10 protein-coding genes are annotated in these 11,966 nt (G+C 54.6%); 4 read left to right on the forward strand and 6 right to left on the reverse strand.

Annotated elements, in window-relative coordinates; all coding sequences use genetic code 11:
- On the reverse strand, window positions 1–149 hold a 149-nt coding region (locus tag JRF57_13400), incomplete at its 3' end, for a hypothetical protein (GenBank protein MBW2304694.1).
- 674 nt (window positions 150–823) lie between these two features.
- On the opposite strand from JRF57_13400, the gene JRF57_13405 reads away from it, so the two are divergent.
- The 4 genes from JRF57_13405 to JRF57_13420 all read left to right on the forward strand — a co-directional run bounded on the left by JRF57_13405 (window position 824) and on the right by JRF57_13420 (window position 7,297).
- Window positions 824–3,046, forward strand: coding sequence for a type I secretion system permease/ATPase (locus JRF57_13405; protein ID MBW2304695.1), 2,223 nt, complete (start codon window positions 824–826; stop codon window positions 3,044–3,046).
- A gap of 5 nt (window positions 3,047–3,051) precedes the next feature.
- The gene (locus tag JRF57_13410; GenBank protein MBW2304696.1) at window positions 3,052–4,365 is read left to right on the forward strand and encodes an HlyD family type I secretion periplasmic adaptor subunit; all 1,314 of its coding nucleotides are present in this window, start codon (window positions 3,052–3,054) and stop codon (window positions 4,363–4,365) included.
- Between the two features lie 98 nt (window positions 4,366–4,463).
- Entirely contained in the window at window positions 4,464–5,225 is a 762-nt protein-coding gene (locus tag JRF57_13415) for a transglutaminase-like cysteine peptidase (GenBank protein ID MBW2304697.1), read from the forward strand.
- 53 nt (window positions 5,226–5,278) lie between these two features.
- The gene (locus JRF57_13420) at window positions 5,279–7,297 is read left to right on the forward strand and encodes a PAS domain-containing protein (protein MBW2304698.1); all 2,019 of its coding nucleotides are present in this window, start codon (window positions 5,279–5,281) and stop codon (window positions 7,295–7,297) included.
- An 86-nt stretch (window positions 7,298–7,383) separates the two neighbouring features.
- Here the strand turns inward: JRF57_13420 and JRF57_13425 are convergent, their stop codons facing one another.
- The 5 genes from JRF57_13425 to JRF57_13445 form a co-directional block, all read right to left on the reverse strand.
- Complete coding sequence (locus JRF57_13425; GenBank protein MBW2304699.1) at window positions 7,384–7,929, reverse strand: 2-oxoacid:acceptor oxidoreductase family protein; 546 nt, start codon at window positions 7,927–7,929, stop codon at window positions 7,384–7,386.
- Window positions 7,930–7,935: 6 nt separating this feature from the next.
- A complete protein-coding gene (locus JRF57_13430; protein MBW2304700.1) occupies window positions 7,936–8,742 on the reverse strand; it encodes a 2-oxoacid:ferredoxin oxidoreductase subunit beta in 807 nt (268 codons plus the stop codon).
- A 3-nt stretch (window positions 8,743–8,745) separates the two neighbouring features.
- Complete coding sequence (locus JRF57_13435; protein MBW2304701.1) at window positions 8,746–9,894, reverse strand: 2-oxoacid:acceptor oxidoreductase subunit alpha; 1,149 nt, start codon at window positions 9,892–9,894, stop codon at window positions 8,746–8,748.
- A gap of 21 nt (window positions 9,895–9,915) precedes the next feature.
- Window positions 9,916–10,191, reverse strand: a complete 276-nt coding sequence (locus JRF57_13440; protein ID MBW2304702.1) for a ferredoxin family protein — start codon at window positions 10,189–10,191, stop codon at window positions 9,916–9,918.
- Between the two features lie 144 nt (window positions 10,192–10,335).
- On the reverse strand, window positions 10,336–11,733 hold the full coding sequence (locus JRF57_13445; protein MBW2304703.1) for an HDOD domain-containing protein: 1,398 nt from the start codon (window positions 11,731–11,733) through the stop codon (window positions 10,336–10,338).
- Between the last annotated feature and the right edge of the window lie 233 nt (window positions 11,734–11,966).

Here is an 11,966-nt window from a genome sequence, read left to right on the forward strand (position 1 = left end):
ACGGTAACCCTAAGCCCATCCATTTCCCCACCCGTGATCTGGTGGTCTATCACCTCGTCAATATTGAAAAATGCCGCAAAACCCGGGGATGCAGTAAAAAATAACAGGAAAAAAAGGCTTGCTGTTAAAATAAACATTTTCTTTTTCATGTGCCTTACTCCTTGAAAAATATGGTTATGGATCGGTTGCTTCCATTCCCCGGTCCGAATTCCCGGAATGGCCACATCGATTTAATGTGCCTCCGGCCCTGCGGGATGCCCTTTTAATTCCCAATGATATTGTTTATAACATTTGAACCGGTGAATCAACACCCCGATTCGTTCATCCTATCTATCAGGAATCAAAAGGGACCTTCCAGACCGTTTCGGGATTCGGCGGGGATTATCCCTCGCACTTGTCTGTAAATTAGAGCAATAGGTGTGCCAAATGCGGGATTAACCTTAATGTTTAATGTTATCAAGCAGATATTGATTTCAGGGGAATGCAGGTTACTCCGGTGTGAAATAGAATTCCCTTTTAAATCGAAATGTTTGTTAATTTGTGGGTAAAATTTTACATACTTTTCGCCTGCCACCCCACAGGGAGCAGCCCAACAAGAAAAGGCTCATCCAAAGGGGGGTTGCGGCCGATTTATATTTATTAAGACCTAAATTGACCCCTTGGCCCCTTACATAAGTCAGGGTTCAAGGGTTCGAGGGTTCAAGGGTTCGAGTGACGGTTGAAGGACCGCATAAGCCGGCCACACTGATTTCACTTGGCCCCTGAAGCTATCGGCTTCAGCCGATAGCAGTTTAATGGTGAGTGGGAAAGGATGAATGACCGAATGAGCAAAGCGCCTTCTTTTCAAAAGGCCCAAGAGAAAGCGTCTCCCTCGGTGATTGGGAATGCAAACGGTTCAAGGCATCCGGGGGCCGATACTGTACGGCCCGACACCATTCCTTCCCTACTTGCGAGCCTCGAGATCCTTTTGCGTCTGAAAGGCGTTTCCATGTCCCTGGACTCCCTTTTGGCCTCCCTGCCGGTGGGGAGGGGAGGGCTTTTTCCCCCGGGGCTGTGCGTTCGGGCGGCCGAGCAGGCGGGGCTGAATGCCAAGATTGTCTCCAGGCCCGCTATTTCAAAGATCAATCGCCTGACCCTTCCCTGCATACTGGTTCTTAAAAACGGGGACGGATGCGTGCTGATAGGGATGGATGGAAAGCAGGCCGAAGTCCTCTTCCCCGAAACACCCGGATCTTCCTCTAATGTTGCTCTGGAGACCTTGCAGGATCAATATGCCGGGAAGGCCATCTTCGTATCTCCCAAGGAGAGATTGGATGGGAGGACGAGAGAGATCAAGTTTTCCCGGACGCCCGGGTGGTTCTGGGGGACCATTGCTCGTTTCATGCCCATTTACAAGCATGTCGTCCTGGGGAGCATTGTGATCAATGTGCTCGGGATCGCGGGCCCCCTGTTCACCATGAACGTGTATGATCGGGTGGTACCGAACAATGCCCTTGAGACCCTCTGGGTCCTTGCCCTTGGGGTGGCGATTGCTTATGGTTTTGATTTTATGCTTAAAAATCTCCGCGGCTATTTTGTGGACCTCGCGGGGAAGAATGCGGACGTGGTGATCGCCAGCAAACTTATGCAGCACGTGATGTCCATCCGGATGGACCACAAGCCCGAATCCACCGGTTCCCTCGCCAACAGCTTGAGAGAATTCGAGTCCCTCCGGGAGTTCTTCAGTTCCACCACCTTGATCTCCCTTGTTGATTTTCCGTTCCTATGCATTTTCATCGCCCTGGTGGCCTATATCGGGGGACCCATCGCTTATGCCCCGATCGTGGCTGTGCCCGTGGTGATCCTGGTGGGGCTTTGTATCCAGTATCCCTTCAAAAAATATATTGAGGCCGGATTCAGAGAGGGGGCACAGAAAAACGCCTTGCTGGTGGAGGCTATCAACGGCCTGGAGACCGTTAAGACCAGCCTGGCGGAAGGGCAGATCCAGAGGCGCTGGGAGACGATTATCGGCCTGAATTCCAAGTCTTCCCATAAGGCAAAGGCGCTGGCCACCTTTTCGATGACCTTTTCACAGTTCGCCGCCCAGTGCGTCAGCGTGATCGTCATTGTCTGGGGCGTGTACCGGATCGGGCAGGGTGAGTTGACCATGGGCGGTCTTATCGCATGCAATATTTTGGTGGGAAGGGCCATGGCACCCTTAGGCGCGGTCGCGGCCATGCTGACCAGGTTGCAGCAATCCCGGGTGGCCCTCAAGTCCCTGAACCAAGTGATGAAGATCCCGGGTGAACGGCCGCCGGACAAGGAATACGTGCGTTACGAGGGACTGGGCCGAAGCATTTCTTTCGAAAAGGTGACCTTTCGTTATCCCAACGGGGAAGTAGCGGCCCTGGATAACGTCAACCTGTTGGTTCGACCCGGCGAAAAGGTGGGGATCATCGGCCCGATGGGATCCGGAAAATCCACCCTGGGCAGGCTCATCCTGGGACTCTACACACCCCAGGAAGGTAGTGTGAAGGTGGGCGGCGTGGATGTCAGACAGTTAGACGTTGCGGAACTCAGGAAAAGAATCGGATATGTTTCCCAGGACAACTACCTGTTTTACGGCAGCATCAAGGACAATATTGCTTTCGGCGCCCCCTTCGCGGACGATGCCTCCATCCTCCGGGCCGCAACGATAGCCGGAGTCATGGACTTTATCCGGACCCACCCGGCCGGTTTCGGCCTCCAGGTGGGGGAGAGGGGAATGAATCTGTCCGGTGGACAGCGGCAGTCCGTGGTCATCGCCCGGGCACTCATTCAGGACCCGGACATCCTGATTTTAGACGAGCCCAGCAGTTCAATGGACCGGGGGGTGGAGGCCCTGCTTATCGCCAGGTTGGCTTCCGTTACGAAGGATAAGACCCTCCTCCTGATTTCCCACCGCAGCTCCATGCTTTCCCTGGTAGAGAGATTGATCGTTATGGAAAGGGGAAAGATCCTGGCGGACGGCCCCCGGGACAAGGTGATGGAGTTGCTCAGGGAAGGGAAGATACAATTCAGGATTTGAGGGAGATGGAAAGAGACGATCTCGATTACATGAATGTCGTGGATGCGGCCTTGATGCGGAGAGGGAGCCGTTCGGCCTACCTGCTCTCCCTGGCCGTGTTCCTGCTCATCGCCGCCTTCGGGATCTGGGCCCATTACGCCGTCCTTGATGAGGTAACCCGGGGAATGGGGCAGGTCATACCGTCTCAGCATGTGCAGGTGATCCAGAATCTTGAAGGAGGGATCCTGGAAGAAATTTTCGTTCAGGAAAACCAGATCGTGAACAAAGGAGACGTGCTGGTCCGATTGAGCAATGAGACCGCCGCGAGCCGTTTCCGTGACGCTTTCGCCCAATCCATGCAACACAAGGCGGCCATCGCCAGGCTCGAAGCGGAGGTGAAAGGTGTCGTCCCATCCTTTCCCAAGGAGATCGAAAAATACGATCCTCAGATCATCGAGGACCAAAAGAGAATATTCAAGGCCCGCAGGGAGCAGCTTTTCCTGGAACTCAATGTCTTGAAATCCCAGTACGAGCAGAAACTTCAGGAAATAGCCGAAATGGTGAGCAAGAAGAAGAAGCTCCAAAAGACCTTGAAGCTCGCCGAGGAACAGGTGGCCATTGCCAAGCCCCTGGTGGAAAAACAGGTCTATCCAAGGGTGGATTTCATTTCCCTTCAAAGGGAGGTGGTTTCCCTGAAGGGGGATATCCGCACTCTGGAAATCAGTATCCCCCGGGCCAGAAAGGAAGCGGAAGAAATCAAGAGAAAACAGTCCCATCGTATCGCTGAGTTCAAGTCCAAGGCGGCCGATGAAATAAACAAAAGGCGGATGGAACTCAGGTCGCTCCAGGAGGCCATTACGGCGGGGAAAGACAAGGTCACCCGGACCGATGTCCGCTCCCCTGTGCGGGGAACCATCAAACAGATCCATATGAATACCATCGGGGGAGTCATCAGGCCGGGGGAGACCATCATGGAAATCGTCCCCCTGGATGACACCCTGCTCATCGAGGCGAAAATCCGCCCTGCGGATATCGCCTTTATCCGCCCGCGCCAGAAGGCCATGATCAAGATCACCGCTTACGATTATTCCATTTTCGGCGGCCTGGAGGGAACCGTGGAACAGATCAGCGCCGATACGATCCAGGATGAGCGGGGAGAGAACTTCTACAAGGTTAAACTCCGGACAAAGACAAACGCCCTTACATACAGAGGTGAAAAACTCCCGATCATCCCGGGAATGACCGCAAAGGTGGAGATCCTGACCGGGAGAAAGTCGGTCTTGGACTATCTCCTGAAACCGATCTTGAAGGCAAAGCAGAATGCCTTCAGGGAAAGGTAACTCCGGGAAGGAGGAGGGAGAGGGGCTGATCAATATGGTTTCCGGAGCATCGAAAATGCCCCCTGAGACCTTTGCCCTTCTTTGACGCCACTTGCCGAATGAATCCTTCAGACAAAGCTCCAAGGGTCACTTCCGGACCCGGATCCGTTTCATGGGCGGGAGCCGTTCTGTTCCTGTCCCTGTTGATGGTGCAGATGGCCGGGGCGGACCCTCTTCCTGCCGAGCAGGGGAGGGTTCCACGGCAGGAGACACACCGCCGGGTTCCCCTCCTGAATTCCCTTGAGATAAGGGGGCCCCTGGGGGTCCTGACCCAGTGGAAGCGGATCCTGCGAGATGCCCGAAGCCAGATGGAGAAGTTGAAAAACAGTATTCCCGGTTCTGATCCGTGCCCTCCCGGGGCCGCGAGCTGGAAAGAATTCCTATCCAGGGCGCGGGGGATGACGGGGTTTGATCAACTCAAGTTTGTGAACCGTTTCTTCAACAGATGGCCCTACAGGCTGGACAAGGATATCTACGGGGTAAGCGACTACTGGGCCACTCCACAGGAATTCCTCCGCTTCTCGGGCGACTGCGAGGACTATTGCATTACCAAATATTTTGCCCTGAGAGAGCTTGGTTATTACCCGGAACAGCTCAGGATCGTGGTGCTCAGAGATGCGATAAGGAATATCACCCACGCGACCCTTGCGGTATATCTTGATAATCACGTCTATATCCTGGATAATCTGTCGGATGGGGTCTTCGACCAGGGGCGTTACTCCCATTACTTCCCCCAATATTCTTTCAACGAACAGAACCGTTGGGCCCACATCCCTTTGAAGGCATTTACCCCCAAAAAGCTCAGTGAGGAGAAAAGATGAACGAAGGGAACCGATCGCCTTTCTTGGCGCAAATACAGGAAGGACCGGTGAAAATGAAGGCCAGGATCCTCCAGGTAGGTCTTCTCGTTCTTGGCCTGATCGCCCTCACACTCACTCTCCTGCTGTTTTTCAGCATCAGGGACAAAAGGACGGAATTGGAAAGATCCGTGGAGAAGCGTCTGGAAATCCTTGCGGATGGCAGGGCGGAGATCGTCTCCACCTGGCTTTCGGGGCTGGCTGCCCAAGGGGACCGAATCATCCAATCCGATGTCTTTCGTCTATATGCGGCGGAAATCGACCGTATTGAAGGGGATGTCAGCGTTCTCCTCAACCCCCCACCGGAGTTCCATCGTGACCGGCTTGGAGAGAGTTCCTTGGCGGGGCTCTCGGAGCAGTTGCCTATGATGGTGAACCTGCTCAAAGAGTTCGTGTCCTATGGCGGTTTCCTCTCAGGGAGGATCGTCAACCGCACCGGCCAGGCTTACATTGCGACCGATGCAGCCACTGTCTCTCTGAGCGAGGAACAAAAGGGCCTCCTGCGATCGGTCCTTGAGAGCAGAAAGCGCCGGGTCGGTCCCCTTAGATTTCATGCCGGTGGGCTGGTCCTGGATATTTACCTTCCCATTTTCCCTCCCCCCGGGGCCACGGATGAGCCTTCCCGGCCGGTGGCCGTCCTCATGCTCTCCAGGCTCGTCACCCAGAGACTGGACGAGATTCTTGCCGGATCCCCATTGGCCATGGAATGGGAAAAGACCCGACTGGTGCAGGCAAGGGGCTCGGTGTACGAAGAAATCCTGCCGGGTGTCCCCGGCAGAGGCCTGAAGAGGCTTGAAAGGTCTGCTTTCAACCCGCACAAGGGCCTGCCTTTTGGAGTGCGGATGGATCTGGAGGGGAAAACCAGGGTCTATTCAGTGGGGCGCAAGGTGTCCGGGCCGGATTGGTGGATCATCCTGGAGGCGGACTACTCCCTGGCCACCCGGCCCTTGAGGAGCTTTATCAGGACGACCGTCACCATTGCCGTCCTGGTGCTCTCCGCCCTTTCGCTCCTGCTCGGGGCCGCATGGTGGAAGGTGGTCGGCAAGGAGAGCCGAAAGATCGCCGAGCAGATCGACAGCCAGCACCGTTTCCTTGAAAGCATCAATTCCACGGTAACGGATTATATCGCTTATAAAGACCTGGACGGGGTTTACAGGTATGTGAACCGGGCCTTTGCAAAGGCCGTGGGGCGGGAGGTAGATCAGTGTATAGGCCTGGATGATCAGGCCGTCTTCGGTTTTGATACGGCCAGGCGTCTTCGATCTTCCGACGATCTTGTCCTGGAAAAAGAGACGTCCATCACGGTCAAGGAACAAATCTATCTTTCCTCAAAACCCCATCAGCTTCTGATCACCAAGATTCCCCTAAAGGATTCAGGCGGGCGGATTACAGGCATCGTTTCGGTATTCACTGATATTACTCCAATCGTGGAAGCCCAGGAGAAAAGGGAGAGAATGATCCGGCAGACCATCGACGCCTTTGTAAAGACCGTCGAGATGTCGGATCCTTATCTTGCCGGGCATTCCAGGCTGATGAGCATCCTGTCCAAGGCCGTCTCCAAGGAACTGAAAACCGATGAAAAGGAGTCGTTGACGGTGGAGTTTGCCTCGCTCCTTTCCCAGATCGGAAAGGTTTTCGTGGATCGCACCATCCTTACCAAGCCCGGTGTGGTGACGGAGGAGGAGAGGCAGGAACTGAGAAAGCACGTAGAACACGCGGCCTCCATCCTCCGGGATATCGACTTTGATTTGCCTCTTCTGGAAGCGATCTATCAAATGAATGAACACGAGGACGGCAGTGGATATCCCAGGGGGCTGAAGGGTGAGGATATCCAGCTGACGGCCAAGATCCTGGCAGTCGCCAACCGATTCTGCGCCATGATCAGGCCCCGTTCTTACCGCTCCGCCCTTTCCCCTCAAGAAGCCCTGACCATACTGGAAAGGGAAACTTCCAAGTATTCACCCGAGGTGGTGAAGGCCCTAAAGCATTTCGTGAACTCGGCGGAAGGGGATAAGCTGTTAGGAAAGATGGGGTAAAAGAGAGGGGTCGAGGGTACGAGGGGCCAAGGGATCAGGGGTTCTAGTGGTTGTCGTTGATTCCTTTGGCCCCCAACAAGGTCCGTTCAACCCTCGTGTTCCTCTGCAAGCCTGAGACCGATCTCAAGGGCCTTGCGGTTCATCTCCAGAAACTCACCCGGGATTTTGGTTCCCAGGACCTTTAAGATGGATTCGGGCTTGACGATTTTGGTCAAACCGATCAGGGCCCCGAGCATACAAATATTGAAGACAATGGCCTTGCCGATTTCCTCCATAACGGCCTTATACATCCCGAGGGAGAATTGGCGGGCATCTACCTTCCGTTGTGGTTTAACATAATGGCTGTCGATCAGGAGCAGGCCGCCCGGACGGATGATGCCCGAAAACTTATTGTAGGCCTCCTGGGTGAGACAGACCAGTACGTTGGGGTTGTTTACTTTTGGGAAACGGATTTCCTGATCGTCGATGATCACGTCGGCCCGGGTCGCCCCGCCACGGGCCTCAGGGCCGTAAGCCTGGGCCTGGACGGCATTCCGCCCTTCGTGAATGACAGCGGCCTCTGCAAGGATAATGGAGGCCGTGATTACTCCCTGTCCTCCTGAGCCTGAAAAAATTATTCGACATCTCTCCATAATCGACTAATGTCCTTTTTTCTGGGCCAGTTCGATCGTCTTCTCGTATTCCTCACAATATTCCGGCCGCTCTTCCTGTATGAAAATGCCCCTCTCGATCAGTTCGGGACTTTTTTCCTTTTTTTTGGACCCCACGGGGGCTGTTCCATCCCTGTAAGACTTCAACATTTCCACTGCATCTCCGAGCTTGTTTTTGCGCCCGAAATAGGTGGGGCACTGACTCAAGACTTCGACCACGGAAAACCCCTTGTGGAGTATGGCTTTTTCCAGGATTTTCTGCATGGAAGTCACGTGGTAGGTTGTGGTGCGGGCCACAAAGGTCGCCCCTGCCCCCTTTGCCAGTTCAATGGTGTCAAAGGCGTCGTAGGTTTTTCCTAAGGGGGCGGTGGTCGCCCTGGTGCCCCTGCCGGAGAGAGGTGAAAACTGGCCGCCGGTCATGCCGTAAATACTGTTGTTCATGATCACTGCAGTGATATCGATGTTACGGCATGCGGCATGGATGAAATGATTCCCGCCAATGGCCATAGCGTCTCCATCCCCCATGGGCACGATGATGGTCAATTCGGGACGGGCCAATTTCACTCCGGTCGCAAAGGCAAGGGCCCTGCCATGGATGGTGTGAAGGGTATGAAAGTCCAGGTATCCGGATATCCTGGATGAACAACCGATTCCCGTGACCATCACGATGTCGTTTTTTTTCAGACCCAGGGCATCGATCGCCCGGATGAGGTTGTTCATTACGATCCCGTGGCCGCACCCGGCACACCAGATATGGGGCATGAAACGTTCGCGGAGGTAGTCTTTGATGGGCATGACCTACACCCCCTTTCCCTGGATGAGCCGCAGGATGTTACGGATATCGGTGGGAGTGATGAAGACACCGTCGATGCGGTTTGCCAGAAACACTTTTTCCGGATCGTCCACGGCTTTTTTGACCTCCTGTAAAACCTGCCCCATATTCATCTCAACCACCACCACCTGCTCGGCCTGCCTGCATCGTTCCCTTACGTGAGACGCTGGGAAGGGCCACAAGGTTTGGAGTTCCAGAAGACCCAACCGGTATCCCCGGGCCCTCCTGTTCTGGACCACGTGAAGGGCCGATCGGGCGGAAGAGCCGTAAGAAATGAGAATGCAATCGGCGTCATCAAGGTAATATTCCTTGAAATGAGCCATATCGTTGGCGTGTCCCTCGATCTTATCCACTAAGTGATGTCTCAGTCCGTGGATCACGGCGGGATTGTTGGAAGGAAACCCCCACATGTCGTGCATCAACCCGGTCACGTTGTAACGGTGAACACCACCGAAGTCGGACATAGGCAACCGTCCGTCCTCCCTGGGAAGATAGGGATGATAGTCGGTCCCTTCCCTTACGGAGGTGCAAAGCCTTTCCACAAGAGGAATTTCTCCCGGATCAGGGAGAACCAGCTTTTCCCGCATGTGGGCGATCACCTCGTCAATCAGCAGGATTACGGGAGTTCGGTAAGTCTCGGAGAGATTGAAGGCCTCCACGGTCATGGTGAAGAGATCCTGATGGTTGGAGGCCGTAAGGGCGACAATGGCATGGTCTCCATGGGTTCCCCATCGGGCCTGCATTATATCGCCCTGACTCACGTTGGTAGGGGTTCCGGTGGACGGGCCGCCCCGCTGCACGTTCACGACCACACAAGGGACTTCGGCCATTATGGCATAACCTATGGCCTCCTGTTTGAGGGAAAAACCAGGACCGCTCGTGGCCGTCATCGACTTGACCCCCGTGAGGGAAGCCCCGATGATGGCGCACATGGAGGCGATTTCATCCTCCATCTGGATGAATTTTCCGCCTGCCGCGGGCAGGCGCTCAGCCAGCAGTTCGGCGATTTCCGTTGAAGGGGTTATAGGGTAACCGGCGAAAAAACCAAGCCCCGCATATAATGCAGCTTCTACACAGACTTCATTTCCTTGAACAAATCGTATTTTTTTACCCATGGCTTATCGGCTCTTCGGGTTTCAGGCCGCATCGGAAAGGGAGGAGTCTTCCTCCTTCAACTCGATGGCGATATCAGGGCAGCGGCGTTCACACATTCCGCAGCCGTTGCATTCTTCGGGTCTAAGGGCCACGGCCTTCTCCTCCTCGTCCAGCCCAAAGACGTCCTGGGGGCAGAAGGCCACACAGATGCCGCAGCCCTTGCACCACTCCCTGTTGATCTCGATCCTGACCTTCTTCTTTGAAGCGTTCCTTTCCGGCAAGATATTATTCACTCCCTGAAATTTTTGCCCATACATGGCACAATTCTCGGCGCCTGTCCAGAGAAAACCAAACAAGAGGTAGCAAAAAAGATCCCCACCTTGGCATCTTGAAAGAAGAATAATTAGAAGGGTGATACGGTGGCTCCCCGCTGCTATCAGAAGGAAGCTTTCGGGGGGCAACTAACTCATCCCGGCCGCCTGGTGATACCTAAAGGAAGGATCGCCGGGAAGGAAGGTTGAGGCAAAGATCTCTCTGGGGATGGCTCCTATCATAGCGGTGAACCGGGTGTCAGGGATACCCAGCTTCCCCAGCCTGGAGACGAGGTCCTCGGTCCCGATCCTGTCCAGTTCCTGTCCCACATGAAAACGGGACATCAGGAGATCCGCGAGGTATACGAGGTGGGTGAGGCGCTCGTCCACCTCCGCCTTTTCAGGTTGATGGTGGTGCTTTATGGCGTCCGCGACGTTTTCAGGAAGAGTCCAGTTGTCTGCGAGCAATCCACCCGTTTCCGTATGGGTGATCCCGAATTCCTCCTTTTCCACCACCACGAGGTCCTCACCATCCGCGAGGGTCCTCCGGTAAAAAAGAGGGGCGGCGGCGGCAACGAACTGATCAAGAACCACTTTCCCGATATCATGTAGGAGCCCGGCCGTATAAGCTGTATCGGGTCTCACCATTTCAGTGAATTCCGCCAAGTGCTCGCAAAGAACGGCAGTGCCCAGGGCGTGTCTGTATACGCCGCCTTTACACAGGGAATATCCTTCCCCGTTTTTTGGGTAGAAGTTTTCCAGGGAGGCCGAGACCACCAATTGAAGAAAACGTTTCTCTCCCAAAAGCACAACAGCGCGGTCAATGGAATCGATGTCTATTTTGGAGCCGAACAGGGCCGAGCGGCACAGCCGGAGCACCTTGGCGCTGATTACCTGATCCTGGCGGATTTCATCCGCCATGTCAGCCAGGCTTTGCTTGGAATTCTGGAGCATACGGATGATTTTGAGGGCCATCTGAGGAATCGGTCGAACCTGCTCAATGGCCTCTTCCAGTTGCCTCCGTGTGGGTTTCTGAAGCCGATGCTTGGGGCCTTCCAAGGGAGAGATTCCCATGGGCTCGATCTGTGTTTCCATGGAATGGAGATCAAGGGCGATGCGACAGGTGAAGTACCCCCCCGTCTCGGTACCCAGGATCGGTATCCCTTCCCTGTGGAGGATTTCCTCCACGATCTCGCTCGTTCTACCCCCGATATCCAGGGAAAGGTCCTGCCTTGAAAGCGGCCCCACGAGGGCCCCTCCTGCCACCCAGGCCTCAAGCCTTCCCTTTTCTGCTCCTGAGTCACAAAGGGCCTTGATGAAACGGGGAAGTCCAGTGGAAGCATAACTGTCGGGATGCCAATTCCTCCCGGCATCCGCAGGTTCAGGAAGCAAAAGGTGGATAAGTCCTCCCAGGCCGGCCTCCCGGTCGCAAAGGGTCACTCCCACGCAGGTGCCCAGGTAGGCTTCCAGGATTTCCTTTCGCCTCTTTCCAATGACAAAGCTACCCGACGCGACAGGTTGCCGGGGGAAGTTGAGTTTTTTAACCATAGGTCACGATCGGCTTTTTTGGATGATCGGTGTGAAGTATTTTTGCTGAAGGGTGAGTATGGATTTCCCTAACAGACCCCTCGACACCTTTGAAAAACGCTCCTTTTTGCCCAATCTCGGCGTCAGGCTCAAATTTTAATTGAACATTAAAATCCATGCCCTTTGGGCATGGTCAGAGTTCAAAGGCTTTGCCATTTGAACGACTCATTGTTACCCCTATACTGAATTGTCCC

Source organism: Deltaproteobacteria bacterium (assembly GCA_019310525.1).
GTDB lineage: Bacteria > Desulfobacterota > DSM-4660 > Desulfatiglandales > HGW-15 > JAFDEE01.

Excerpts from the sequence above, each read along its gene's own strand:
- JRF57_13435 (MBW2304701.1), bottom strand. The coding sequence starts at position 9,894 with ATGGGTAAAAAAATACGATTTGTTCAAGGAAATGAAGTCTGTGTAGAA.
- JRF57_13445 (MBW2304703.1), bottom strand. The coding sequence starts at position 11,733 with ATGGTTAAAAAACTCAACTTCCCCCGGCAACCTGTCGCGTCGGGTAGC.
- JRF57_13440 (MBW2304702.1), bottom strand. The coding sequence starts at position 10,191 with ATGTATGGGCAAAAATTTCAGGGAGTGAATAATATCTTGCCGGAAAGG.
- JRF57_13405 (MBW2304695.1), top strand. The coding sequence starts at position 824 with ATGAGCAAAGCGCCTTCTTTTCAAAAGGCCCAAGAGAAAGCGTCTCCC.
- JRF57_13430 (MBW2304700.1), bottom strand. The coding sequence starts at position 8,742 with ATGCCCATCAAAGACTACCTCCGCGAACGTTTCATGCCCCATATCTGG.
- JRF57_13425 (MBW2304699.1), bottom strand. The coding sequence starts at position 7,929 with ATGGAGAGATGTCGAATAATTTTTTCAGGCTCAGGAGGACAGGGAGTA.
- JRF57_13415 (MBW2304697.1), top strand. The coding sequence starts at position 4,464 with ATGAATCCTTCAGACAAAGCTCCAAGGGTCACTTCCGGACCCGGATCC.
- JRF57_13420 (MBW2304698.1), top strand. The coding sequence starts at position 5,279 with ATGAAGGCCAGGATCCTCCAGGTAGGTCTTCTCGTTCTTGGCCTGATC.
- JRF57_13410 (MBW2304696.1), top strand. The coding sequence starts at position 3,052 with ATGGAAAGAGACGATCTCGATTACATGAATGTCGTGGATGCGGCCTTG.